The following is a 25,215-nucleotide window of genomic DNA, read 5'->3' on the forward strand; positions in this document are numbered from 1 at the left end:
GTGTTGTTGTTTATAAAGAAGGGCAGGATTGTACATCAATTCAGTTGTACCCGCGTCCCCCACGGTACGGGTGATTTGCCTTTGACTAGCCAGATAACCGGGAAGTTCGGTGCGGTTGGCGGGAAGTAGCCTTGCGCATCGGTGAAATACACCAAAATATCCGGCTGCTGGTCTTGCGTGCTGATCCAGTCGAATACCGGACGGAAATCAGTCGTGCCGCCACCGGGCATTTGTTGGGGTAGTGTGGCTTCTTCCCACGGCTCGAAGCGGCGTGGGAAACCTTCTACCACGGTGGAATCGCAGGCCATCATGGTGACAGCGGCGCGGACTTGCCCCTTGATGGCATTGATTTCAGACAGGCAATCTTGCAATTCCTTGTTGCCGACGGAACCGCTCACATCCAATGCCACCACTGCGTTAATTTGGTGGCTTTTGAGGCTGGGAAAAATCGCAGGGTCGCCGCGCCGCGAAGAAGGGCGAGTGTAGCTGTAATCATCGCGTGCCACGGCGGTCATGTAATGCGCCAGCAACGTGCGCCACGGCAAGCGCGGTTGCAGCAGTTCTTCCACCAAGCGTTTCATCACGCCGCTGAGTTTGCCCGCTTGCTGCGCTTGTTGGGCAGCTCCGGCAAGGCGTTGTTGCCATTGGGTGCTGAGGTCTTCGGCTTCTTGTGGGGTTAGGGGTGGGGGAGGAAAAACCCCTCCCAGCCTCCCCTTATCAGGGGAGGAGCTAAGAGGTGCAGTGCCTTCCTGTCCCTCCCCTGATAAGGGGAGGTTAGGAGGGGTTTCTTTTGGTGAGTCTTTGGGAGGAGGTGGTTGTTCCTGCCTCTCGCGGTTATCCAACGGATTTTCACTAGTATCACGACTACCTTCGGCAGGGTTATCCTCCTTGTCATACAAGTGCTGATCCAGCGTTTCGGACATATCGTTGTCGTCAATCAGCGGGTAAATTTCCTCCGCGCTCATGCCGACGTATTCTTTCATTTTTAGGATGCCCGGCGGCGGTTTGAGGCCGTCGTCGATTAGGATGGGGTTGATGGCGTAATCGCAAGCCAAATCCCAGCGGTGTTTGACCCGATGCACCCGGCGGGCAAAGTGCGATAGGGCGCAGTGCAAGGCTTCGTGGGCAAGCACAAATTGCGCTTCATCCGGGCGCAGTTCCTGTATGTATTCGGGGTTGTAGTAAAACTTGCGGGCATCTGTCCCTGTGGTGGGACACCATGCCGGGTTTGCTGCTTGCAAGGGCAGGCGCAACACCAGTGCGCCAAGGAACGGCTTGTCGAGGATCAGCTTGGTGCGGGCAGCGGTCAGTTTGTCTTCGATGGCTTGCAAGTCAAAGTCGGGCATGGTGTGCAGTACTGTGGTGTGAAAAAGGCAATGGTAGGGGTTGCGGTGCTACGGTGCAAATGGGTGCAGAATGGAGGCAGAATCCTTCCGTTTGGAGGAAAAACACTGGCAAACCTAAAGGGCTAGCCTAAACTGTGCGAATGTTGCGAAAAATTCTCCCTATCATTCTGACCCTTGCCGTGTTGCTGTTCCTGACGCAACTTGGCTTGTATGCGTACCGCCATTTCACCCTGCCGCCCTTACCGCCGGGTGAGCCGGGGCAAGTGGCATTGCCGCCTGTTAGCCAGCAGTCAGCCATTGGTATCAACGCCAACGAAATCCATTACGAAGATGCCAGCATCCCCTTTATCGACCTGTTCCGTGTGTCCAGCCCGTTTGCGGAGAATGTGCTGGGGCTGCATTCGGAAAACGTGACTTACGATGCCAACGGCTGGCCTACCGATTTGCACGGCGGTGAAGCGGGGACGAAATTCTTGGGTAAACTGCCACCCGATATACTGCCGCAAGGCGATTACACGGTGCTGTACGATGGGGTGGGCAAACTGCGTTACGGGCATGATGTAAAGGTGGTATCGCAATCGCCGGGGAGCGAACTGATCCGCTTTGACGCAGGGGCAGATGCACAGTTGGATGCCAGCGTGGTGATTACCCAAACCGATCCTGCTAACCCTTTGCGCAATATCCGTATTCTGCCGCCGGGGGGGATTTGCCAGCGCAATCCGCTCAAATGGGTGATGCAGGCCAGTGAGTGTGGTTGGAATGCCGGGGATTATTTGCCCTTTACCCGCTATTACGACAGCATTGTGTTTAACCCGGATTATCTAGATTTCATGAAGGATTTCAAAGCCATCCGTTTCATGGGGATGTCAGGGATCACGCGCAACCCGGTTGAACACTGGCAAGAGCGTCCGCGTAAAGATGAGGCTAACTGGGGCGGAACGTATGGGGCACGGGGTGTGCCCGTTGAAGTCATGGTCGATCTTGCCAACCGTTTGAACAAGGATGCGTGGTTTAATTTGCCGCACGCCGCAGATGATGAATATGTACGCCAGTTTGCCGCCTACGTGCGTGACCACCTCAACCCCAAGCTGAAAGTTTACGTGGAATACACCAACGAAGCGTGGAACACGACCTTTTCCCACAACGAATACGTGCAGAAAAAAGGCATCGAAATGGGGCTGGGGATCAATGCGGTGGAGGCGGGCTACCAGTATTACACCATCCGTGCGCGGCAAGTGTTTGCGGTTTGGGAACAAGTTTTCGGTGGGCGGGAACGGTTCGTGCGGGTGCTGGGCAGTTGGGATTCACGCCCAGATATTAGCAAAAAATTACTCAGTTACGACAATACCTACCAGCAGGTTGATGCGGTGGCGATTGCGCCGTATTTTGGTGGCAATACCAAAGGCTTCCGCGAATCCAGTACCGTGGATGATATTTTCAACCTGACCACGGCGGAAGATTCCTACCGTTCTTTGCCAGAAGTGCTGAAGATGGTGAAGAAACAGGCGGAATTGGCGCAGCAATTTGGCGTGAGCTTGCTCGGTTATGAAGGCGGGCAAGGGCTGGTGGATTGGGTTACGCGCGATGCCAACCAGCATCCGAACCCGCTATTTTTCGCTGCCAACCGTGACCCACGCATGGGCAAGCTCTATAGCGAGTTCCTGCATGGTTGGGAACAATCCGGCGGCAAGCTGCTGATGTTGTTTTCTGCCCCACGTACTTGCCAGTGGTACGGTTGTTGGGGCTTGAAAGAGCATATCCGCCAACCCCGTGAACAAGCCTATAAATACGATGCGGTATTGTCGTTCATCGCCGCCCGTGCCCAATGGTGGCAAGAACAGCAGCAGGCCAAACCGCAAGAAAACCCTTTGCCCCCCACCAAACCGCGCAACCCCGACGACCCGGTAATTGTATGGCGGCCTGCCGCCGACCCCGAACGTTTCTTTATGCTGGAAAATCCGCGTACTTTGGATGTGCTGCTGGAAACCAAAGACTGGGCAAAACACGATTCATTCGGCAAATGGCAAGGCAAGTGGGACGATGAATACCTCTACCTGACCGTGCGGGTTTATGACGAAAAAATTGTGCATGATTCCGTCGATCCAACTGATGACGATTCCATTGAGCTGTTCCTTGATGCCGACAATAGTCGGGTAGCGCAGCCGGATGGGAAAAATGATTTCCGTTTGGTCTTTGCCTGCAACCTCGAACATCCGGTACTGGGGGCGGGGTCTGCGCCCGTGTCGGACGAACAGCTTGCCAGCATCAATACTGACATGCGTTCAACGCCGGATGGCTACCTGCTGGAAGCGTGGATTCCGTGGAAAGTGTTCGGCATTGCGCCGCAGGTCAAAAACCGGGTGGCGGTAGAAGTCGAGATTAATGATGACGACGATGGCGGGTCGCGAGACAAGAAAATTGGTTGGGTGGCAACGGATAACCACGCTGCCAACGAACCGAAACAGTGGGGTGTGATTTTGTTCAGTGGGCGGTGATCATTTCGCTGCTTTGTCTGCCGTGTTAATGATGCGCGGTTGTACGGGGGCGTTGCGTGGCAAAAGTGACTTGCCCCGTTCTTGGCGGATGCGCAATACGTAACCGCCTAATGCGCCGCCTGCGGTGGTTAGGGTCAGCAAGCCCAGCGTCATAAATTGCGTCAGTAACAATAAGCCCCCCAACCCTGCCGCGCCCGCAAACGCCAGCCCCACTTTGATATTGGCTTGGGTAGATGAGCGCCGCACTTCTTGGATGGTTTCTTGGTGTGCTTGTTTTACCAGCCGGGTTTTGGCGCGTTCGGCATTGATGCGGATGGCTTCGCGCTCTTTCGCGTGGCTCTCTTTCAGACGGCTGATTTCCTCTTTGTTGTGGCGCGATGCGCTCGCATTAAACCAAAAGGCGGTCAGTAAACCGACAATCAACACGGGAATGAGTAAGCGCAGCCAGCCCCACGCCACCAAGTTCGCAGGTGCGAGCAACACTAAGGCCACGGTAATGGCTTGCAGCAGCAAGATGCCGGGAAGAAATTTCAGCACAGTGACAATCCTTTTTATTCTGTCAGGTTCGCATTCGGGGATTATAATGCTTATTGCGATTCAACAGGACAACATCATGCTGCCAAAAGACCTTGTGGCTGAACTCATGCACTTCCGCGCCGAACGCGATTGGGCGCAGTTCCACACCCCGCGCAACCTTGCGATTTCACTCTCGTTGGAAGCCAGCGAAGTGTTGGAGCTGTTCCAGTGGGAAGACCGCCAAGGTGATGCGCTGGCAAAAATCCTGCCGCGCTTGCGGGAAGAAGTGGCAGATGTGGCAACGTACCTGACGTATTTGTGCGCTGATCTTGGCATTGATCTGGATGAAGCCGTGCGGGAAAAGATGGTGCAGAACCGCAAGAAATACCCGGTGGAATTGTCGAAGGGATCAGCGAAGAAATACACTGAGTTGCAGGGGGAAGCATGACCCAATTCGTCCACCTCCGCCTCCACACCGAATACTCGCTGGTCGATAGCACCATCCGCATCAAGCCGTTGATGAAAGTCGCTGCCAGCAAAGGTATGCCTGCCATCGCCATTACCGACCAAAACAATTTCTTCGGGCTGGTGAAGTTCTACAAAGCTGCGATGGGTGCAGGCATCAAACCCATTTTCGGTATCGACATTTTGCTGGCGGACGAGCAGGGCAGCGACGCGCTGTTCCACATCATCTTGCTGTGCCAGAACAACACGGGCTACCGCAACCTTACCAAACTGATTTCCCGTGCCTACCAGCAAGGGCAAGTATTGGGCATCCCGCGTGTCCCCCGCGAGTGGATCAAGGAATTCAGCGAAGGTGTAATCATGCTCTCCGGTGGGCGTGAAGGTGACATCGGTCAAGCCCTGCTTTCTGGCAACCAAGAACTTGCCGAAAAGCGCCTGCAAGAATGGTTGGAAGCGTTTCCCGAGCGCTACTATTTGGAGCTGCAACGCACCGGGCGCGATGGCGAAGAAGACTACATCCACGCCGCCATCGAACTCGCACTTGCCCACGACATTCCGGTGGTCGCCACCAATGACGTGCGTTTCACCGCCGCGTCTGATTTTGCTTCCCACGAAGCACGGGTCTGTATCCGCGACGGCTACGTGCTGGCTGACCCCAAACGTCCCCAACGTTACAGCCCGCAGCAATATCTACGCACTGCCGAGGAAATGGCGGAACTGTTCGCCGACATCCCTTCCGCGATCAGCAACACGGTCGAAATCGCCAAACGCTGTAACGTTTCGCTGACCTTGGGCAAAAACTACCTGCCGCAATTCCCTATCCCAGAAGGCATGACCGAAGCGGATTATTTCTGCCAAGTTAGCGAAAAAGGGCTAGAAGAACGCCTCGATTTCCTTTACGGCGAACAATTCCCACGCGGCACGCCGGGATTCGCCGAAAAGCGTAAGCCCTATGATGAGCGCCTGAAAATCGAACTTGGCGTTATCAATAAAATGGGGTTCCCCGGTTACTTCCTGATCGTTGCCGACTTCATCCAGTGGGCAAAAGATAATGGCATTCCGGTAGGGCCAGGGCGTGGTTCTGGTGCGGGGTCATTGGTCGCGTATGCGCTCAAGATTACCGACCTTGACCCGTTGGCTTACGACCTGCTGTTTGAACGTTTCCTCAACCCGGAACGGGTGTCGATGCCCGACTTCGACATCGACTTCTGCATGGATAACCGCGACAAGGTGATTGATTATGTCGCTCGGACTTACGGGCGCAATCAGGTTTCGCAGATCATTACCTACGGTTCGATGGCGGCGAAAGCGGTAGTGCGCGATGTCGGGCGGGTGCTGGGGCATCCCTACGGTTTCGTTGACCGCATCGCCAAACTGATCCCGTTCACCATCGGCATTACGCTGGAAGATGCGCTGGGGCGCACCGCCAAAGCCGAGAAAGATTCCGAATTAGTATCGCCTGACCTGATCGAACTCTATAACCGCGACGAGGAAGTCAAAGCCCTGCTGGATTTGGCGATTTCATTGGAAGGCTTGTCGCGCAACACCGGCAAACACGCGGGTGGGGTACTGATTTCGCCGACCGATTTGACCGATTTCACCCCGATCTACTGCGAAGAAAACGGCGAAGGCGTGGTGTCGCAGTTCGACAAGAACGACGTGGAAGACATCGGGCTGGTCAAGTTCGACTTTTTGGGCTTGCGCAACCTCACCATCATCGACTGGGCGCTGCAAACCATCAACCGCAAGCAAGCCGCCAAAGGTTTGCCACCCGTTGACATCAACCGCATCCCGCTAGATGACAAAGCCTCGTTCGACCTGCTCAAGGCGCAAAAAACCACTGCGGTATTCCAGCTTGAATCACGCGGCATGAAAGACCTGATCCGCCGCTTGCAACCGGATGTGTTTGAAGACGTGGTGGCATTGGTGGCGCTGTTCCGCCCCGGCCCTTTGCAGTCGGGGATGGTGGACGACTTTATTGCGCGGAAAAAAGGTATCGCCAAGGTCGAATACCCGCACCCCAGTTTGGAGCAAATCCTCAAGCCGACCTACGGGGTTATCGTTTACCAAGAACAGGTTATGCAGATTGCGCAAGTCCTCGCCCAGTACACGTTGGGTGGGGCGGACATGCTGCGCCGCGCAATGGGTAAAAAGAAGCCGGAGGAAATGGCGAAACAGCGTTCCATCTTTATGGATGGTGCACGCAATAATAATGTTGATGAAAGTCAGGCTGGCTATATCTTTGATTTAATGGAGAAATTCGCAGAATACGGGTTCAACAAATCCCATTCAGCCGCCTACGCCCTCGTCGCCTTCCAAACCGCATGGCTCAAAGCGCACCACCCGGCAGCGTTCATGGCAGCGGTCATGTCAGCGGATATGGACAACACCGAAAAAGTGGTGACGTTGCTGGACGATTGCCGCCAACTCGGTTTGCAGGTATTGCCGCCGGACATCAACCGTTCCGAATACCAGTTCACGGTGGATGAGCAAAACCGCATCATTTACGGCCTCGGCGCAGTCAAAGGGGCGGGGGAAGCGGCACTGAGCGTATTGGTCGAAATCCGCCGCAAAGATGGCGCATTCCAGTCACTCGCCGACCTGTGCAAACGTTCCAGCTCGCAAAAGGTCAACCGCCGCGTGTTGGAAACCCTGATCAAATCCGGCGCATTTGACTCGCTGGGCGGTACGCGCCGCGCGATGCTCGAATTCCTCCCCGAAGCCATGCGCATGGCGGAACAATACAACCGCAACCAAGGCACGGGGCAATCCGACCTGTTCGGCGGTTTATTCAGCGGTGTACAGGAAAATGCATCCGACACCACCATGCCGCCGCGCCCAGAATTCGCCGAAAAAGAACGCCTGCGTTTGGAAAAGGAAACCCTCGGCCTCTATCTCACCGGGCATCCGCTCGATGAATACAAGGAAGAAATCGCCGGGCTGAGTAAGCGCAAAAAGCTCGCGGACATCGCCGAAGACGACACCACCAAATACCGCCGCGAACCCGTAATGCTCGCCGGGTTGGTCAGCAGCGTGCGCACCCAACACACCGATAACGGCAAACGCGCCTTCGTGCAACTCGACGACAATACCGCCTATTACGAGGTGATGATTTTCACCGACACCTTCACCCAGTACGGGCATTTGATGGAAAAAGAAGCCTGTGTTGTGCTCGAAGGCACACTCGACACCGACCAACGCACAGGCAAAACCCGTTTACGGGTTGAAAAAGCCCACAATATGCAGGCCGTGCGTGAAAACTTCCTGCGCAAATTGGTACTGCGCGTGGATGCAGCAGAAGTGCAAGCGGGTGCATGGCGCGAGTTAAGCAAATTCCTCAAACCCACCGAAGCAGTGAAATTCCCCATCACGCTCGAATACAGCAATGCGCAAGCCAAAGCAGAACTGCGGCTGGGCGGGCAATGGGCGCTGGCTCTGGATGATAACAGTTTGCGGGAATTGCGAGTTACGCTGGGAAAAGAAAACGTCAGTCTTGTTTTTTAATGAAAAAACATCTCCATTCAGCTTCTATAAATTTTGCCCATAAGTTAGAATCAAGCATAAATTTCTACCGCTTGTCGGGATTTTGTAACAGCTCATCTAATCTTGGGTCAATGCAGATCAGGGCGGTAGCGTGCTTGCCGATTAATCCCAAGCTATACGGAACGCTGGGCGAACTGAATAGGCGGCATGTGTTCAGTGATTGATCGGAGGCTGTATAGCCTGATATTCCTGAACGCCGTATAACAAACTGTTATGCCAAGAATCGAGCCAATGCGTTTTATATTTAGTGTCTTAATATAGAGGTAATAACCATTGAATACTGAAAATAATGATTTAAGCCCCATTGAAGCCATGACTAATGCCATTACTGATATTGGATTACCTGAACCGATTAAGAAAAACTTTTTTAAAGCCATGGGGCAACTTTGCACTTCGGCAATAGAAGTTCCTGCCGCCTATCTTGATGGCATTGCCGCAGAAAGACGTGCTGAAACACACGCTAGAATTAAATTAATTGAAAAAAGTGCTAATCAAATTGCAGCTCAAATGGAGTTTGATCCAGAATATGCAAAACTGGCAGTTAAAAAATTTGGTCAAAAAATCATTCGAGAACAGGTGAATCTTGATTTAATTACATCAAAAGCCACCAAAGATATTCAAATATCATTCCAAGAAAAAGAGGATACTACTTCTCAAAGTGAAGAAAAAACAATTAGTGACGATTGGTTAAATACTTTTGAAAAAGAAGCATCACAAAAAAGCACAGAAGAAATGCAAACACTATTTGCTAGAATCTTGGCTGGTGAGATAAAATCTCCAGAATCATATTCAATAAAAGCATTAAAAACTCTTGGTGATTTAAACTCAGAGGTAGCCAACTTATTTGCTAAATTCTGTTCATGCTGTATGGTTCTACAAGTGCCATCAACTAACAATAGTTCGCATATTATTGATGCCCGCATTTGCTCTTTAGGGGGGAATGCGGGTAGTAATAACTTGCAATCTTATGGCTTTAGCTTCAGCAACTTAAATCTTTTGCATGAATATGGACTAATAATTCCAGATTACAATTCATGGATGAACTATCATATGGCAATTTTGCTCAATCAGCCCATATTGCCATTTTCCATATCTAAAAGATATTGGGCACTTATTCCAACACCTGAAGCAAAAGAAAAAATAGAACTAAAAATCACCGGTGTTGCATTGAGTCAAGTAGGTAAAGAGCTTTATTCAATAGTAGATACTATAATTAATGATCAATACATATCATCATTATCGGATTATTTTAATACACTTGATCTAAAGCTTACTGATATTACAGAGAATTTAAGAGCATAACGAGAACATCGACGACGGACGCGGTGACAGCCCGCGTCTATCGTCCAGTCTACTCCCCGCCGCGCCCGTCATGTTGACGTTAGCGAGAGATAGACCGATCTATAACTTTCTAAATTTAAAGATAAATTAAGAAGAGAAATTTTCATGCCTGACCAGTTAACTGATCAAGTTAAGAGTTTAATTCTAAACGAAGTTAAATCTATTAATGAAACCCAACAAAATAGCATTTTTAAACTTGAACTGTATAGTAATCTTGCTTTATATACACTGGCAGCAGCTTGGGCTATCCTGTTAGTTTTTATTGGCGGATCAGTTTGGACTTATAGTGCTATTGAGTCAACCATTACTGAAAAAGCAACAAAAATTGCAACCAAACAAATTAGTAATATTGATGATTTGTCAACCGCCGTCAATTTAGGTTATACAGGTGATTATAATGGTGCAATCAACACAATGACGGAACTAATTATAAAAATGACAGACGAAGAAAATAAAAAATATATTAGTAAGGAGTTCAAAATAAATGTAGTAAAAAACTCTTTATGGCTGATTAGTGAAGCTGGCATTACTCCTAATGGAGAATGGCTTGGTCAAGAATTATGGAAGCTTATTAATGAAAAGCAAGATATAAAAGCAATAATTCAAGAAATTGACAATAATTCAGACTGGGGCTTGCAATTTCACTTTGCAAGCATAGAAGCAAAAATAATATCTTTTAAAGATAAAAAAGAATCAATAGAAAAACGATTAATTAACGCATATGTTTTAAGTCAAATAAAAAATCAAAAAGCCGATATTGCCTATAGCTTGACACTATTTTATTTAACATCAAATAAAATTGACAAAGCTAAACAATGTTTTACAGAGGCGGCACTGATTAATCCAGCAGAATATAGCATAGATGACTGGAATAAATACAAAAGTTCATATATAAATTCAGAGATTTTTTCTGCCTGGAGTAAGATTGATTCAGATTTCAATAAAACAGATAATGAATTAACAAATAAATTACATTCGCTAGTAATGGACATGATTAAAAGTCCTCTAGAAAAGGCTTCTTGTTTTAACTGGTGATCACTAACAAATCATTTGACGACGGACGCGGTGAGAGCCCTCGATTTTTACGACTTACTCCCCGCCACGCCCGTTAATTCAGACGTTAGCTTTCTACAATACAGAACTCTTAAATAAATTATACAAATGGTAAATCAATGAATAAAGAATCAAGAAAAGACAAACCAAAGATATTTATTTCTTATGCTAACGATGATTCAGGCAGGGCAAAAGATATTGCTAAAGAACTTAAAAAATACAATCTTGAAACATGGTTAGATGAAGAGAATATTTCTGCTGGACAAAATTGGCGTTCTGAAATAGAAAATGCTATTGAATCTTGTGATTTCGCATTAGTTCTAATTAGCTCTAAAGCATTTTCTTCTGAATGGGTCAAAAAAGAGTGGACTTCTCTCTGTGAAGAAAAATGGAAACGTCCCAATATTAACATTATTCCTATAAAGCTAGAAGATTCAAAAACCCCTCCTTTTTTATGTCAGTATCAATCATATAATTTAAAAGGCTCTGAATCTTATTACAGCTTAATCAACGACCTACTTACAAAAACCAAAAAATCCGGGTTCAATTACAACAAAAAAGACCTTATAGATAATGAGTTCGATTTAGAGGTTGACCGTCTAGAAGAGCGAATACGCAATATTAAGAAATTATTAAAGGAAAAAAAAGAATATCAAAAGGAGTCCAAAGATGACCAAACTTGAACACCGCATTCATTTTGGAATGGGATGTTTAAGTTTTGAGCGAAATACATCCGTATTCATTAACTGCCCTTTTGATTCGGCCTATTCTTCAATATTCGACGCAATTGTTTTTTCTACTACATGCTGTGGCTTTCTACCAAGAAGTGCAATAGAAAGTGGGTCAACCTCTGTACCAAGAATGGATCGTATAACACAAGCCATTTATGCCTCAAAGTATTCAATCCATGATCTTTCCAGATGCAGAGGTGAAGGAGATAAAAATTTGGCACGCTTTAATATGCCACTAGAACTTGGCGTATGCATGGCTCAAAAATTTGGCCAAGAATCTGGTAGTGATCATGATTGGTTATTGCTTGTTCCTAAAGACAGTCAATATGTTAGATATGTATCTGATATGGCCGGTTATGACCCTAAACAGTACGACGTTAGTCCTGAATCAGCAGTTCCAGCAGTCATGTCTTGGTTGGCGACTAGACCAGATGCGGTAATAACCTCGACTCCAAAAGAAGTCATTAAAGCTTTGCCAGAATTTATAGAACGAAAGAAATGCTTATCAGAGGCTTGGGGTGGAGATGAGCCTTGGTCAAATATTGTTCTGCTTGCCATGTCAATTGGGCAAGAACATGGCTTAATACCACAAACAGAAGAGGCACATAGCTAACAAATCATTCGACGACGGACGCGGTGACAGCCCGCAACTTCGCCCAATTTACTCCCCGCCGCGCCCGTCATGTTAGACGTTGGTGATAGAAAAGACGACATCGAAGATTTACAGAATATTATTATAATTGATCAATAAATTCTCCAGATGCAACGTTTATTCGCGGATTTCCCCGAACTGTAGCTTGCTGCGCTGGTCGGTAGTCGCGCTACGGGCAAGCATCGCTCGGACAGCGATTGGGATTTCGCGATTCAGTGGCAGATACGGAAACCCTGCGCAATCGGCTCGCCCATTAGTGGACACTGATATTGACCTCTGATTGAGTTGCGGAGTGTACGGCTGGCTTCCGTGATCCGTGATGTGGTGGCAAATGAGTTGTATGGACATCGACAGTATCTGCACATAGATTCCTCATACACTTGACAAGATTCGGAAAAGAAAATACTGTCTAGTCTGTCCAGTTTGATTTGAGGTTGGAACAATGGAACAGAACATATGGCAACTCCAAGATGCAAAAAGCAAATTTAGCCAATTAGTTGATAGTGCAATACACCACAGACCTCAGTTTGTAACTAAACATGGGAACAATGCTGTCGTTATTCTTTCATTTGAAGATTATGTAAAATTTATTAAACCAAAGGATGATTTAGTAACTTTCCTCAAAAACTCGCCTTTGGCAGAAAGTGACCTTGATTTTTCAAGAAACAAAGATATGCCAAGAAATATTGAGTTATGAAATACTTGCTGGACACTTGTGTTATCTCTGAGGTCATAAAGAGAGAACCCAATAAAAATGTCATTTCATGGTTGCAGGCTCAAGATGAAGCCAATCTATTTTTAAGCATACTGACGTTTGGTGAAATACAAAAAGGCATTCAAAAAGACCCTGATGAAAATAGAAAGAAAAAATTAAAGATATGGGTCGAAGAAGACTTAAAAAAACGCTTTGAAAACCGAATTATCCCCATTGACTTGAAAGTTGTTTCTAACTGGGGTTCTATTCAAGGTTTGGCAGAACTGGCTGGTAGAACAATGCCAACTCTAGATGGGCTTATAGCCGTATCAGGACTCACTTATAACTGTACAGTAGCCACAAGAAACACCTCAGACATGGAGCAAAGTACAGCAGAGCTATTCAACCCTTGGGAATACAAAGAATAATACGAAAAAAAGCGGCTTGTTGTTCAGGCAAGCCGCCAACCGGTTTCTCACTTACGTGAGGAGTCAAACTCAGAACTATTTCTTCGGCGCGTAAATATCAGTACACGTGCCTTCTGCCACTTCCGCCGCAAAATTCAACGTTTCGGATAACGTCGGGTGCGGGTGGATGGTCAAGCCTATGTCGTGCGCATCCGCGCCCATTTCCAACGCCAGCACTGCTTCGGCGATTAATTCCCCTGCATTTTTACCCGCGATACCTGCGCCAATGATGCGCCCGCTTTCCTTGTCGAACAGCACTTTGGTCACGCCGTTGCTGGCATCCATCGACAACGCCCGCCCACTCGCTGCCCACGGGAACACGCCTTTTTCGTAAAGCACGCCTTCGTCTTTGCACTGCTCTTCGGTTTTGCCCATCCACGCCACTTCCGGGCTGGTGTAGGCGACCGATGGGATGGTTTTTGCGTCGAAATAGGATTTGTGCCCCGCAATCACTTCCGCTGCAACTTTGCCTTCGTGCGTGGCTTTGTGCGCCAACATCGGCTGCCCCACGATGTCACCGATGGCGAAAATGTGCGGTACGTTGGTACGCATCTGCTTGTCAACCGGGATGAAGCCGCGAGCATCGACGAATACCCCCGCCTTGCCCGCATCAATCAGTTGACCGTTGGGGGAACGCCCAATCGCCACCAGCACGCGGTCGAACGTATCTTTTTCGGGTGCGCCTTTGCCTTCAAACGTACACGCCAGCCCTTCCGGGGTGGGCGTAATCGCGGTGACTTTGGTGCTGAGGTAAATGTTTTCGTACAAGCCTTTGATGCGGGTATGCAGCGGTTTCACGATGTCGCGGTCAGCACCGGGCATCAGCCCCGGCGATAGTTCCACCACCGTGATGCTTGCGCCAAGCGCGTGGTAAACCGTCGCCATTTCCAGCCCGATGATGCCGCCGCCAACCACCAACATGCGTTTGGGGATTTCCGGTAACTCCAGCGCATCGGTGGAATCCATCACGCGCGGGTCGTCCCACGGGATGAAGGGCAGCTTGGTGACACGCGACCCGGCGGCAATGATGCAGTTTTCAAAGCGCACGGTTTGCTTGCTGCCATCAGCGGCTTCCACCTCAAGCGTGTGGTCGGAAGTGAAGCGCCCGTAACCTTGCACAATCTGCACTTTACGCTGCTTCGCCAACCCCTTGAGGCCAGTCGTCAATTTGCTGACAGTGCTGGCTTTGTGGGCGCGTACCGCATCAATATCAATCTCCGGCTCACCGAATTTCACCCCGTGCTTGGCGAATTCCTTCGCTTCGGTAATCACTTCCGCCGTGTGCAACAACGCCTTCGACGGGATGCAACCGACGTTCAAACACACCCCGCCAATATTGGGATAACGCTCGATCAGCACCACTTTCTTGCCAAGATCGGCAGCGCGGAACGCAGCGGTGTAACCGCCGGGGCCGGAGCCTAGGACGACGAGTTCGGCAAAAAGACCCTCACCCCCCGCCCCCCTCTCCCGAGAAGCGGTAGAGGGGGAGAAAGAGGGTTCTTCCATCTTTAGCCCCTCTCCCTCGGGGAGAGGGGCTGGGGTGAGGGCTTCTTCCGCCATCTCCAACATCATCAACGCCGACCCCTCCGACACCCGATCTCCCACCTTCACCAGCATCTGCTTAATCGTGCCAGCGACAGGGCTAGGGATTTCCATTGACGATTTGTCGGATTCAATGGTAATCAGCGAATCTTCCACCTCAATCTGAAAGCCTGCATCGACCAGCACTTCGATGATTTCCACATCCTTGAAGCTGCCAATGTCGGGGACTTTGACTTCGATTATCTTGCTCATACCAGCAACCTCCGAATGTCACCCAGCATTTTCGCCAAGTAAGTGGTGAAACGTGCACCATCCGCCCCGTCTATCACGCGATGGTCGTAGGACAGCGACAGCGGCAACATCAAGCGCGGGGTAAATTCCTTGCCGTTCCAAATGGGCTGCATGTCAGCTTTGGAAATGCCGAGGATGGCGACTTCTGGCGCATTCACAATCGGGGTGAATTTCGTGCCACCAATCCCGCCGAGGCTGGAAATCGAGAGGCAACCGCCTTGCATGTCCGCAGGTTTGAGTTTCTTGTCACGCGCTTTGGCGGAGATTTCTTTGAGTTCTTCCGATAATTGCATGATGGATTTTTTGTCCACGTCACGGATCACGGGAACGACCAAACCATCGGGCGTATCCACTGCCACGCCGATGTGGAAGTAGTTTTTGAGGATTAGGTTTTCACCTTTCGCATCCAATGAGGAATTGAAACGCGGGTAAGCCTTCAAGCCCGCCACCACCGCTTTCATGATGAACACCAGCGGGGTGATCTTCATGCCGGATTTGGCGTTTTCCTCATTCAACTGCTTGCGGAAGGCTTCCAGATCGGTGATGTCAGCTTGGTCGAATTGGGTAACGTGCGGAATGTGTACCCAGTTGCGGTGCAGGAATTCGCCCGTGAGCTTGTTGATGCGTGACAGCGGCTGCGTTTCGATGTCACCCCATTGGCTGAAGTCGATGTCTGGCATCGGCGCAACGCCCAGCGTATTGCCGGAAGCTGCTGCCGATGGCATTCCGCCAAAGCTCATCACGTCTTTGATGAAGGCTTTTACGTCTTCCTGCGTGATGCGCCCTTTGCGCCCTGAGCCTGCGACTTTGTTCAGGTCTGCGCCGAGTTCGCGGGCAAACTTGCGCACCGACGGGGTGGCGTAGGCTTTGCTGAAATCCACGTCTTTCAGGTCGGCTTGCACGGCGGCAGTAGGGGAACGCTTACCCCTCACCCCTAGCCCCTCTCCCTCAGGGGGAGAGGGGAATTGGACGGAAGAAGTGACAGCATCTTTCTCCCCCTCGCCCCTTGAGGGAGAGGGGGCAGGGGGGGGAGGGGTGTTTTCCACCACATCCACCACCAACATCAAACTCCCCGCCGAAATGCGCTCGCCGACCTTAACCTTCAGCTCCTTGACCACGCCCGAAACGGACGAGGGGATTTCCATCGACGCCTTGTCGGATTCGACCGTGATCAGCGCGTCTTCCAGCGCGATGGTGTCGCCAACCTTGACCAGTACTTCCGTGATTTCCACGTCCTTGAAGCTGCCAATGTCTGGCACGAAAATTTCTTGGATTGCCATGATGTGCGCTCCTTATGCCAGACGTGGGTTGGATTTTTCGGGGTTGATGCCGTACTTTTCCATCGCCTTCACCAGATCGGCGGCAGGCAAGGATTTTTCATCGACCAGCGCTTTCAAGGCGGCAATGACGATGTAGTAGCGGTTAACCTCGAAATGTTTGCGTAATTGCGCACGGGTATCGCTGCGTCCAAAGCCATCTGTCCCCAACACGGTGTAAGGCATCGGCAGCCATGCACGGATTTGGTCGGGGTACTGGCGGATGTAGTCGGTCGCGGCAATCGCAGGCCCACGCTGGCCTTTCATCGTTTGCGTCACGTAAGGCACTTTCGCGTCTTCCAGCGGGTGCAGCATGTTCCAGCGTTCGATGTCGCGGGCTTCACGCGCCAATTCGTTGAAACTGGTGACGCTCCACACATTGGCATCCACGCCCCATTCCTTGTCGAGCAATTCGGCGGCAGCAATCACTTCGCGCAGGATCGTGCCGGAACCCATGAGCTGTACTTTCTTGCGCTTCTTGCCGCCCCCGCTGAACAAGTACATGCCTTTGACAATGCCGTCTTCGGAACCGGCAGGCATGGCAGGGTGGGTGTAGTTTTCGTTCATCGCGGTGATGTAGTAATACACATCTTCCTGATCCTGATACATGCGTTTCAGGCCGTTTTGTACGATTACTGCCAGTTCATAGGAGAAGGTCGGGTCATAGGAGACACAGTTGGGAATCAAGCTGGCTTGGATCAGTCCATGCCCATCTTGGTGCTGCAAGCCTTCGCCCGCCAGCGTGGTGCGCCCAGCCGTGCCACCGATCAGGAACCCGCGAGCGCGGCTATCGCCCGCTGCCCACGCCAAGTCACCAATGCGTTGGAACCCGAACATGGAGTAGTAGATGTAGAACGGAACCATGTTCACGCCGTGGGTGCTGTACGCCGTCGCGGCAGCAATCCATGAGGAAAACGCGCCCGCCTCGTTGATGCCTTCTTCCAAAATCTGCCCGGACTTGTCCTCTTTGTAGAACATGACCTGATCTTTGTCTTGCGGCTCGTACAATTGCCCGACGGAGGAATAAATCCCCAATTGGCGGAACATGCCTTCCATGCCGAAAGTCCGCGCCTCGTCCGGCACGATTGGCACGACATTGCGCCCCATATTTTTGTCACGTGCCAATAAGGTCAGCATCCGCACGAATACCATCGTGGTGGACATTTCGCGCTCGCCCGTGCTTTCCAGCATCGGTTGGAACAGCGACAGTTCCGGCACTTTCAGTGGTGTGGCGTGGGTTTGGCGTTGCGGCAGGGAACCGCCCAGTGCCCTGCGCCGCTCCAGCATGTATTTGACTTCTTCGCTGTCTGGGGCAGGGCGGTAGTATTTCGCTTCCGCCGCATCCGCATCGCTCAGCGGGATGTTGAAACGGTTTTTGTAGGCGATCATTTCCTCGCCAGACAATTTTTTCTGTGAGTGGGTACGGTTTTGGCCTTCACCAGCGGAACCCATACCGTAGCCTTTGACGGTGTGCGCCAAAATGACGGTCGGTTGCCCAGTGTGGTTAGTGGCGGTGTGGTAAGCGGCGTAAACCTTGTGCGGGTCATGACCGCCCCGGTTCAAGCGCCAGATGTCAGCGTCGCTCATTTTAGCGACCATTTCTTTCAGTTCGGGGTATTTGCCGAAGAAGTTTTCGCGCACGTATTTGCCGTCTTTGGCTTTGTAGTTTTGGTATTCACCATCCACGACTTCCATCATGCGGGCTTTGAGGATGCCGTCTTTATCCATCGACAAGAGCGGATCCCAATACGAACCCCACAGCAGTTTGATGACGTTCCAACCCGCGCCCCGGAATACCGCTTCGAGTTCCTGCACGATTTTGCCATTGCCGCGTACTGGGCCATCCAAGCGTTGCAGGTTGCAGTTGACGACCCACACGAGGTTGTCGAGTTTTTCGCGTCCGCCGAGCGAGATTGCGCCTAAGGTTTCGGGTTCATCGGTTTCACCGTCACCGACGAAAGCCCACACCTTGCGGTTGGCGGTTTCAGCCAGCTTGCGGTCTTGCAGGTATTTCATGAACCGCGCTTGGTAGATGGACTGGAGTGGCCCCAAGCCCATTGAAACGGTGGGGAACTGCCAATAATCCGGCATCAACCACGGGTGCGGGTAAGACGATAAGCCGCCGCCATCCACTTCTTGGCGGAAACTGTCGAGGTCAGGCTCATCCAGACGGCCTTCGACGAAGGAGCGTGCATACATGCCGGGGGCTGCGTGGCCTTGGTAGTAAATCAGGTCGCCGCCGTGTTGCGGGGAAGGCGCGTGCCAGAAGTGGTTCATGCCAATGTCATACAGGGTCGCAGCAGAAGCGAAGGTGGCAATGTGTCCGCCGAGTTCCATGCTCTTGCGGTTGGCGCGTACCACCATCGCGGCAGCATTCCAGCGGATATAGGAACGCAGGCGCGACTCAACAGTGCGGTTGCCCGGTGTGTGCTGTTCCAAATGCGGCGGAATGGTGTTGATGTAAGCGGTGTTGGCGGAGTACGGCAGGTTCGCGCCATTATGGCGGGCGGTATCAATCAGGGTTTCAAGCAGGAAGTGGGCACGTTCCGCACCTTCTGCTTCAAAGACTGCTTCAAGTGATTCAATCCATTCTTGAGTTTCTTGTGAATCAATATCTTGCAATGGTTTATTCATTGTTCATCCTCTTTCATACGGCGTAACTCCCGGTATGCCATTGGCATGTTGCAGACCAGATGGACGCTAAAGATAGCACATGGGCGAAGCGAGTCAATGCCAAAAACACACTTAAAATTTAATTATTTAAATTTCAATAGCTTACAATGATCAAATATTTTTAAGAAATCTTCTCTGTCCATTTTTACTCAGTTCCGCTAAGCTTCGCGCATGACTGATGATATAGAAATAACCCCGATTGCCGGACGTTTCCGTGGCTTCCTGCCTGTTGTAGTAGATGTGGAAACCGGAGGATTTGATTGCCGTAAGGATGCGTTGCTGGAACTGGCAGCCGTTATCCTGCGCATTGATGAAAAAGGTGAGCTTTCGCGCCACCGAACCTTTAATTGGCACATTGAACCGTTCCCCAACGCCAACATGGATCCGAAGTCGCTGGAAGTGAATGGCATCAAGCCTTTCAGCCCGCTGCGTATGGCCGTGCCGGAAGACAGGGCGATGGAAGAGTTTTTCAAGATTGTGCGTAAAGAAGTGAAAGTTAACCGCTGCAACCGCGCCATTTTGGTCGGGCACAATGCCCCGTTTGACTTGAACTTCGTCCATGCCACTGCCGAACGTATCAAGGCAACCCGCAACCCTTTCCACCCATTCAGTACCCTCGATACCGTTTCACTGGGCGCGGTAATGTACGGACAAACCGTCTTGGCGCGGCTGGCGCAAGCGGCAAACATGGGCTGGGACAGCGATTCTGCGCATTCGGCGGTGTATGATGCTGAAAAGACAGCAGATTTATTTTGCCATTTCGTGAATACTTGGCAAACGCTGGATGCCGCGTTTAAAGCCGTCGAGAATTAAGGCTTACTTCCCAGTCTTTAGTTTTTCCCAATACCCGTCATACAGTTTCATGGCGTCGCCGATGTCATTCTGGAATTCGCCTTTGTCGATAGCTTCGGCAGGCGGGAAGATGGTCGGGTTATTGCGGGTGGCTTCGTCCAGTAAGTCACGGGATGCGCCATTGGGGGTGCTGTAACCGAGTTCTTCTACCACTTTCTTGCCAACGTCGGCTTTGAGCATGTAGTCGATGAACTTGTGGGCATTGTCAGCGTGTTCCGCCCCGACCGGGATGGTGAAACTGTCTACCCAGAAACCCGCGCCTTCTTTGGGGTAGATGTATTTGATGTCGGGGTTTTCCTTTTGCGCCATGATCGCTTCGCCGCTCCAGATCATGCCTAGGTTTACGTCACCGGCAAGGAATGGCTCACGTGGGGCATCCGCATTGAACACGCGCACATTCGGCATGAGTTTTTGCAGGTCTTCGTAAGCGGTTTTGATTTCATCCGGGTTGGTGCTATTAGTGGAAAAACCGTGTTTTTTCAGTGCCATGTTAAACACTTCGCGCACGTCATCCACGAGCAGCAGTTTGCCTTGCCATTTCGCATCCCATAAATCTGCCCAGCTAGTAATGCTTGCAGGGTCGATTTCTTTGCTGTTGAGCGCGATGCCGGTGCTGCCCCATAGGTAGGGGATGCTGTATTCATTGCCGGGGTCATACGGCTTGTTCATGAGGCTGATTGACAGGTTACGCAGGTTTGTCAGCTTTTTGTGGTCGATTTTTTGCAGCAAGCCCTCATTGCGCATTTTCGAGACCAGATAGGAAGAGGGAACTACGATGTCATAGCCTTTGCCTTGTTGGAGCTTGAGTTTGGAATACATCACCTCGTTGTTTTCGTAGGTGGAATACTCAACCTTGATGCCGGTTTCTTTCTCAAAATCTTGTAGCGTGCTTTCCGGGATGTATTCAGCCCAGTTGTAAACCACGACTTTTTCTTCGGCGTGCAGTGCGCAGGCGGCGCTCATGAGCAGGGCAGCAATGAGGGCGGGAATTTTCATGTCAGTATTTCCTCCTGAGCAGCAGAGTTGAGAAAGTGACCAGTAACAGTGAAATCGTCAGCAACAGTGTTGCGAGTACGTTCACTTCCGGGGATACACCAACTTTTACCATCGAAAACACGCGGATAGGCAGTATTTCAAAGCCGGGGCCGGTGACGAATGAACTGATGATTACATCATCCAGCGACAGGGTAAAGCTCAATAACCACCCAGCCACAATCGCGGGAAATACCAAGGGGAAAATGATCAGGCGGAAAATGCGGCTTTCGCCCGCGCCCAAGTCTTGTGCGGCTTCCAACAGGTGCTTATCGAAACCTTTAAGTTGCGCGTAAACCGTGATGACCACAAAGGGCAGGCAAAACGTGATGTGCGCAATCAATAACGACCAAAACCCCAATTGGATACCCAGCGCGATGAAAATCACCAAAAACGTGATTGCCAGCACAATATCCGGCGACATCATCACCACGAACAGCAGGCTGCTGGCGGTAGTTTTCATTGGGAAGCGGTAACGGTGGATTGCCAGCGCCATCAGCGTGCCAACCACGGTCGCAACTGTCGCGGCAAGCCCGGCAATTAGCAGTGAATTTAAAAATGCCTGCGTAAGTGCATCATCTTCCAGTAACTTTTCATACCATTTGACGGTAAAGCCTTTCCACTCGTAACCGTATTTGGAATCGTTAAAGGAGTTGATCACCAGAATGATGATGGGCAGGTAGAGGTAGGCGAAGATGGCGGAGATGAAGCTCCATTTGAGGGTTTTCATAATTTACCCAAGACGTGGCTAACCGCAACTAGCGCAAAACTGGCGGTCACGGTCATCACTGAGCCAATCCCACCCGCGCAACTCAAATCGCAAGCACTTGCACCGTCGGTTTGCTTGGGCAAGCTCACGGCTTCTTCCGACCACACCGCAGGCACGTCAAAGCGCCGTTTGGGGTTGCTGCTGAAACCGTAATGCTGGCGTAATTCCTTGCGCACCTTGGATAGCAGTGGGTCTTGTAAGGTGCGGCTCAGGTCAGTGAGGCGGATTTTGGTCGGGTCTTTTTGCCCGCCAGCGCCGCCTAAGGTAATCAGGCGAATTTTATTGCGGCGGCAATAAGCAATCAGTACAGCTTTGGTGCGGGCATTGTCGATGCAATCCAGCACGTAATGGAATTCGGGGCGGATCAGTTGCCCAAGGTTTTCGCGTTCAATGAAATCTTCGATGGTGTGGATTTGGCACGCGGGATTGATGTCGAGGCAACGTTCTTTCAGTACATCAACTTTGGCGCGGCCTACGGTGCTGCCCAAGGCGGGCAATTGGCGGTTGATGTTGGATTCGCTTACATTGTCGAGGTCGATCAGGGTAAGCGTGCCAATACCGCTGCGGGCAAGGGCTTCGACGGCCCAAGAGCCAACGCCACCGACACCAATGACGCAAACGTGGGAAGCGGTGAAGCGGGCAAATGCCACTTCACCGTAAGTGCGGATGATGCCACCGAATCGGCGGCTGACATCCATTTCATCCATTACGCGGCGTAAGGGTCACGCAAGATGATGGTTTGGTCGCGGTCAGGGCCGGTGGAAATGATGTCAATCGGGGTTTCCACGACTTCTTCCAGACGTTTGAGGTAGGCTTTCGCATTGGCAGGCAACGCATCATAGCTGGTTGCGCCAAAGGTGGATTCTGTCCAGCCCGGCATGTCTTCGTAGACCGGCTCACAACGGGAGAATTCATCGGTGTCAACGGGTGGGACATCAATGATGTTGCCATCCAGCTTGTAGGCTGTGCAAATACGCACAGTTTCCAGACCGTCCAGCACGTCCAGTTTGGTGATACACAAGCCGCTGATGGAGTTGATGTGCATGGCGCGGCGCAAAGACACCGCATCGTACCAACCGCAACGGCGCGGACGACCTGTGGTGGAGCCGAATTCATTACCTTGCTTGGCGATGTATGCGCCCACATCATCAAACAACTCAGTCGGGAATGGACCAGAACCAACACGAGTGGTGTAGGCTTTGGTGATGCCGAGAATGTAATCAAGGTTACGCGGGCCAATGCCAGAGCCTGTGCAAGCGCCACCAGCGGTAGTGCTGGATGAGGTAACGAACGGGTAAGTGCCGTGGTCGATGTCCAGCAGCGTGCCTTGTGCGCCTTCCAGCATCACGTCTTTGCCCGCTTTACGCAGTTCAGCCAAACGGTTAGGGATGTCGGTAATCATCGGCTTGATGATTTCTGCCATTTTCATGGCTTCTGCCAGCACTGCGTCCGGGTCAACCGCGTCACATTTGAAGTAATTTACCAGCATGAAATTGTGGTATTCCATGATGCCGCGCAGTTTGGTTTCAAACTGTTCTGGGTTCAGCAGGTCGCCAACACGTAAACCACGGCGGGAAATTTTGTCTTCGTAAGCTGGGCCAATGCCGCGTCCGGTTGTGCCGATAGCTTGCTTGCCACGGGCTTTTTCGCGTGCCGCATCAAGGGCGACGTGGTACGGCAGGATCAGTTGGCAGCTTGCGGAAATTTTCAGGCGTTCACGCGCAGGTACACCGCGTGCTTCCAGCATTTCGATTTCTTTGAGCAGGGCATCAGGGGCGAGTACTACGCCGTTGCCGATCATGCATTCCACGCCTTCGCGCAGGATGCCGGAAGGGACGAGGTGCAATACGGTTTTCTCGCCATTGATGACGAGTGTGTGCCCGGCGTTATGCCCGCCCTGGAAACGGACGACAGCAGATGCATTTTCGGTCAAAAGGTCAACGATCTTGCCTTTGCCTTCATCACCCCACTGTGTGCCCAATACAACGACGAATTTTCCCATGTCAGTCTCGCTCAAGATTTTTCAATGTGTCAGTAAATGTCAAACTGCGACGACGGCCCACTGTCCGTCTCCCGCTATAATTTGTTGCTTGCACCCCAGCGCGGCGGGGGTAGTTGCTTGCCCATCCAAGGCGCGGATGACGCACTTGCCTTGGCGGCGCAGCTCGCGGATCAGTTGTTCCAATGCCGCATCCGCTGTTGCTGGGGCAAAAATTGCTGCTTGCCCGTGCGCTTGTTGATGCGGCAGGGCATATTTCGCCAGAGTGCGCAGGTCAGTGCTGAAACCTGTGGCAGGCCGTACCCGCCCGAAGGCTTCGCCGATACCGTCGTAACGGCCGCCGCGTGCCACTTCCCGCCCTAATCCGGGGGTGTATATGCCATACACAATCCCTGTATGGTAGTCATAACCGCTCAATTCAGCCAGATCAACATGGATATTGCACGCGGGGAAAAGGGCGCTAATGCGTCCGGTCAGGGTGCGCAGGTAAACCAAGGCTTCGCGGACTTCCGCCGGGGCGTTAACAAACAGCGCATCAGCCTCATCCAGCACCTCGGTTGAGCCATTCAAACGCGGCAATTGGCGCAAGTAATGCTCAAGGTCGGCAGGCAGCTTGGCGTTTTCCAGCCACGCATCAATTTCCGGCAGGGATTTGCGTTCTAGCATGTCGTAGAAAGCGTTTTCCTGTTGCGCATTCATGCCAGCGGCACGCGCAAGGCTGCGGAAGATACCGACGTGCCCAATATCCAACACCAGATCAGGGATGTGGCAATGGGTCAGGGTTTCCAGCAGCAAGGAAATGACTTCGGCGTCACTGTCCAGCCCCGCGTGCCCGAACAGTTCCGCGCCCACTTGCAACGGTGAACGTGAACCATCGCGGTGGAAGCTGCGGGTACGCAATACGCTGCCGATGTAACACAGGCGGTTCGGCTGGTCAGTTTTCAGTTTGTGCGCGTCAATGCGGGCAATTTGCGGGGTCATGTCCGCCCGTACACCCATCATGCGCCCACTCAATTGGTCGGTGAGCTTGAAGGTTTGCACATCCAGATGCGTGCCATGCCCGGTGCTTAAGGATTCCATGAATTCCACTAACGGCGGCATCACGAGGCGGTAGCCCCAAGTGGCATAGAGGTCAAGCAGCTCGCGGCGCAATTGCTCCAAGCGTTCGGCTTCGTCGGGCAGGGCTTCGCTGATCCCATCCGGGAGCGCCCAGTAAAGGTTTGTGTGTGGCATATTCCAGCTAGTTAAGTCACAAAGAGCAGTAGGATACCAGCAATTACACTCGCCAGACCAATGCTTCGTAAGGTTTTGTCAGGCAAGTTCAGCAGGTTTGCGTAGGTTTGCTTAAGGCGCGAGGGGCTTGCGAATGGCAAAAGCCCCTCCAGTACCAATACCAGAGCGAGTGCATTAAACAAATCGTGCCAGTTAACATCCACGC

21 protein-coding genes are annotated in these 25,215 nt (G+C 51.4%); 10 read left to right on the top strand and 11 right to left on the bottom strand.

The genetic code is table 11. The features are described 5' to 3' along the window. Positions 1 to 35: 35 nt before the first annotated feature. The gene (locus PHE17_RS11805) at positions 36 to 1,346 is read right to left on the bottom strand and encodes a VWA-like domain-containing protein (RefSeq protein ID WP_301016060.1); all 1,311 of its coding nucleotides are present in this window, start codon (positions 1,344 to 1,346) and stop codon (positions 36 to 38) included. Positions 1,347 to 1,486: 140 nt separating this feature from the next. Between PHE17_RS11805 and PHE17_RS11810 the strand changes: the two genes are divergently transcribed. Continuing rightward, on the top strand, positions 1,487 to 3,841 hold the full coding sequence (locus PHE17_RS11810) for a sugar-binding protein (RefSeq protein ID WP_301016061.1): 2,355 nt from the start codon (positions 1,487 to 1,489) through the stop codon (positions 3,839 to 3,841). On the opposite strand, the gene PHE17_RS11815 is transcribed toward PHE17_RS11810, so the two are convergent. Next, positions 3,842 to 4,378, bottom strand: coding sequence for a hypothetical protein (locus tag PHE17_RS11815; protein WP_301016062.1), 537 nt, complete (start codon positions 4,376 to 4,378; stop codon positions 3,842 to 3,844). Between the two features lie 76 nt (positions 4,379 to 4,454). Between PHE17_RS11815 and PHE17_RS11820 the strand changes: the two genes are divergently transcribed. From PHE17_RS11820 to PHE17_RS11855, 8 genes are all read left to right on the top strand, one after another. Continuing rightward, positions 4,455 to 4,805: a nucleotide pyrophosphohydrolase gene (locus PHE17_RS11820; protein ID WP_363320110.1), complete on the top strand. Its 351-nt coding sequence runs from the start codon at positions 4,455 to 4,457 to the stop codon at positions 4,803 to 4,805. Further along, positions 4,802 to 8,326: a DNA polymerase III subunit alpha gene (gene dnaE / locus PHE17_RS11825; RefSeq protein WP_301016064.1), complete on the top strand. Its 3,525-nt coding sequence runs from the start codon at positions 4,802 to 4,804 to the stop codon at positions 8,324 to 8,326. Before PHE17_RS11820 ends, dnaE begins: the two co-directional genes overlap by 4 nt. A gap of 312 nt (positions 8,327 to 8,638) precedes the next feature. Continuing rightward, the gene (locus PHE17_RS11830) at positions 8,639 to 9,667 is read left to right on the top strand and encodes a DUF2806 domain-containing protein (RefSeq protein WP_301016065.1); all 1,029 of its coding nucleotides are present in this window, start codon (positions 8,639 to 8,641) and stop codon (positions 9,665 to 9,667) included. Between the two features lie 144 nt (positions 9,668 to 9,811). Then, positions 9,812 to 10,741, top strand: a complete 930-nt coding sequence (locus PHE17_RS11835; protein ID WP_301016066.1) for a hypothetical protein — start codon at positions 9,812 to 9,814, stop codon at positions 10,739 to 10,741. Positions 10,742 to 10,878: 137 nt separating this feature from the next. Beyond that, positions 10,879 to 11,442 carry a toll/interleukin-1 receptor domain-containing protein gene (locus PHE17_RS11840; RefSeq protein ID WP_301016067.1) on the top strand — a complete coding sequence of 188 codons (564 nt, stop codon included), beginning with the start codon at positions 10,879 to 10,881 and terminating at the stop codon, positions 11,440 to 11,442. Further along, positions 11,429 to 12,103, top strand: coding sequence for a hypothetical protein (locus PHE17_RS11845; RefSeq protein WP_301016068.1), 675 nt, complete (start codon positions 11,429 to 11,431; stop codon positions 12,101 to 12,103). Before PHE17_RS11840 ends, PHE17_RS11845 begins: the two co-directional genes overlap by 14 nt. 481 nt (positions 12,104 to 12,584) lie before the next feature. Continuing rightward, positions 12,585 to 12,839 carry a type II toxin-antitoxin system Phd/YefM family antitoxin gene (locus PHE17_RS11850; protein WP_301016069.1) on the top strand — a complete coding sequence of 85 codons (255 nt, stop codon included), beginning with the start codon at positions 12,585 to 12,587 and terminating at the stop codon, positions 12,837 to 12,839. Further along, entirely contained in the window at positions 12,836 to 13,264 is a 429-nt protein-coding gene (locus PHE17_RS11855) for a type II toxin-antitoxin system VapC family toxin (RefSeq protein ID WP_301016070.1), read from the top strand. Before PHE17_RS11850 ends, PHE17_RS11855 begins: the two co-directional genes overlap by 4 nt. Before the next feature lie 75 nt (positions 13,265 to 13,339). On the opposite strand, the gene lpdA is transcribed toward PHE17_RS11855, so the two are convergent. From lpdA to aceE, 3 genes are read right to left on the bottom strand one after another with little or no spacing between them, the layout of a single operon-like run. Beyond that, complete coding sequence (lpdA, locus tag PHE17_RS11860) at positions 13,340 to 15,097, bottom strand: dihydrolipoyl dehydrogenase (protein WP_301016071.1); 1,758 nt, start codon at positions 15,095 to 15,097, stop codon at positions 13,340 to 13,342. Then, positions 15,094 to 16,416 (bottom strand): dihydrolipoyllysine-residue acetyltransferase, encoded by a 1,323-nt coding sequence (aceF, locus tag PHE17_RS11865; RefSeq protein ID WP_301016072.1) that lies wholly within the window; start codon positions 16,414 to 16,416, stop codon positions 15,094 to 15,096. The genes lpdA and aceF overlap by 4 nt, the downstream gene beginning before the upstream one ends. Before the next feature lie 12 nt (positions 16,417 to 16,428). Next, the gene (aceE, locus tag PHE17_RS11870) at positions 16,429 to 19,086 is read right to left on the bottom strand and encodes a pyruvate dehydrogenase (acetyl-transferring), homodimeric type (protein ID WP_301016073.1); all 2,658 of its coding nucleotides are present in this window, start codon (positions 19,084 to 19,086) and stop codon (positions 16,429 to 16,431) included. Between the two features lie 210 nt (positions 19,087 to 19,296). On the opposite strand from aceE, the gene rnt reads away from it, so the two are divergent. Continuing rightward, the gene (gene rnt, locus PHE17_RS11875) at positions 19,297 to 19,938 is read left to right on the top strand and encodes a ribonuclease T (RefSeq protein ID WP_301016074.1); all 642 of its coding nucleotides are present in this window, start codon (positions 19,297 to 19,299) and stop codon (positions 19,936 to 19,938) included. Between the two features lie 3 nt (positions 19,939 to 19,941). On the opposite strand, the gene PHE17_RS11880 is transcribed toward rnt, so the two are convergent. Genes PHE17_RS11880 through PHE17_RS11905 form a run of 6 tightly spaced genes read right to left on the bottom strand, consistent with a single transcriptional unit; the run spans position 19,942 to position 25,213 of the window. Beyond that, the gene (locus PHE17_RS11880; protein ID WP_301016075.1) at positions 19,942 to 20,973 is read right to left on the bottom strand and encodes an extracellular solute-binding protein; all 1,032 of its coding nucleotides are present in this window, start codon (positions 20,971 to 20,973) and stop codon (positions 19,942 to 19,944) included. Position 20,974: 1 nt separating this feature from the next. Next, positions 20,975 to 21,739, bottom strand: coding sequence for a spermidine/putrescine ABC transporter permease PotC (gene potC / locus PHE17_RS11885; protein WP_301016076.1), 765 nt, complete (start codon positions 21,737 to 21,739; stop codon positions 20,975 to 20,977). Further along, positions 21,736 to 22,476, bottom strand: a complete 741-nt coding sequence (locus PHE17_RS11890) for a tRNA threonylcarbamoyladenosine dehydratase (RefSeq protein WP_363320111.1) — start codon at positions 22,474 to 22,476, stop codon at positions 21,736 to 21,738. Before PHE17_RS11890 ends, potC begins: the two co-directional genes overlap by 4 nt. 8 nt (positions 22,477 to 22,484) lie before the next feature. Next, a complete protein-coding gene (locus PHE17_RS11895) occupies positions 22,485 to 23,780 on the bottom strand; it encodes an adenylosuccinate synthase (RefSeq protein ID WP_301016078.1) in 1,296 nt (431 codons plus the stop codon). A gap of 39 nt (positions 23,781 to 23,819) precedes the next feature. After that, positions 23,820 to 25,010: an ATP phosphoribosyltransferase regulatory subunit gene (locus tag PHE17_RS11900; protein WP_301016079.1), complete on the bottom strand. Its 1,191-nt coding sequence runs from the start codon at positions 25,008 to 25,010 to the stop codon at positions 23,820 to 23,822. Between the two features lie 11 nt (positions 25,011 to 25,021). Next, a complete protein-coding gene (locus PHE17_RS11905; protein ID WP_301016080.1) occupies positions 25,022 to 25,213 on the bottom strand; it encodes a DUF2065 domain-containing protein in 192 nt (63 codons plus the stop codon). Positions 25,214 to 25,215: the final 2 nt, after the last annotated feature.

This window comes from Thiothrix sp. (assembly GCF_028714775.1).
Taxonomy (GTDB): domain Bacteria; phylum Pseudomonadota; class Gammaproteobacteria; order Thiotrichales; family Thiotrichaceae; genus Thiothrix.

Bases quoted from the DNA above. Each gene is read 5' to 3' on its own strand.
- aceE (WP_301016073.1), bottom strand. From the start codon at position 19,086: ATGAATAAACCATTGCAAGATATTGATTCACAAGAAACTCAAGAATGG.
- PHE17_RS11805 (WP_301016060.1), bottom strand. From the start codon at position 1,346: ATGCCCGACTTTGACTTGCAAGCCATCGAAGACAAACTGACCGCTGCC.
- PHE17_RS11880 (WP_301016075.1), bottom strand. From the start codon at position 20,973: ATGAAAATTCCCGCCCTCATTGCTGCCCTGCTCATGAGCGCCGCCTGC.
- PHE17_RS11850 (WP_301016069.1), top strand. From the start codon at position 12,585: ATGGAACAGAACATATGGCAACTCCAAGATGCAAAAAGCAAATTTAGC.
- PHE17_RS11855 (WP_301016070.1), top strand. From the start codon at position 12,836: ATGAAATACTTGCTGGACACTTGTGTTATCTCTGAGGTCATAAAGAGA.
- PHE17_RS11895 (WP_301016078.1), bottom strand. From the start codon at position 23,780: ATGGGAAAATTCGTCGTTGTATTGGGCACACAGTGGGGTGATGAAGGC.
- potC (WP_301016076.1), bottom strand. From the start codon at position 21,739: ATGAAAACCCTCAAATGGAGCTTCATCTCCGCCATCTTCGCCTACCTC.
- PHE17_RS11845 (WP_301016068.1), top strand. From the start codon at position 11,429: ATGACCAAACTTGAACACCGCATTCATTTTGGAATGGGATGTTTAAGT.
- PHE17_RS11840 (WP_301016067.1), top strand. From the start codon at position 10,879: ATGAATAAAGAATCAAGAAAAGACAAACCAAAGATATTTATTTCTTAT.
- PHE17_RS11900 (WP_301016079.1), bottom strand. From the start codon at position 25,010: ATGCCACACACAAACCTTTACTGGGCGCTCCCGGATGGGATCAGCGAA.
- lpdA (WP_301016071.1), bottom strand. From the start codon at position 15,097: ATGAGCAAGATAATCGAAGTCAAAGTCCCCGACATTGGCAGCTTCAAG.
- aceF (WP_301016072.1), bottom strand. From the start codon at position 16,416: ATGGCAATCCAAGAAATTTTCGTGCCAGACATTGGCAGCTTCAAGGAC.
- dnaE (WP_301016064.1), top strand. From the start codon at position 4,802: ATGACCCAATTCGTCCACCTCCGCCTCCACACCGAATACTCGCTGGTC.
- PHE17_RS11890 (WP_363320111.1), bottom strand. From the start codon at position 22,476: ATGGATGTCAGCCGCCGATTCGGTGGCATCATCCGCACTTACGGTGAA.
- PHE17_RS11835 (WP_301016066.1), top strand. From the start codon at position 9,812: ATGCCTGACCAGTTAACTGATCAAGTTAAGAGTTTAATTCTAAACGAA.
- PHE17_RS11820 (WP_363320110.1), top strand. From the start codon at position 4,455: ATGCTGCCAAAAGACCTTGTGGCTGAACTCATGCACTTCCGCGCCGAA.
- PHE17_RS11810 (WP_301016061.1), top strand. From the start codon at position 1,487: ATGTTGCGAAAAATTCTCCCTATCATTCTGACCCTTGCCGTGTTGCTG.
- rnt (WP_301016074.1), top strand. From the start codon at position 19,297: ATGACTGATGATATAGAAATAACCCCGATTGCCGGACGTTTCCGTGGC.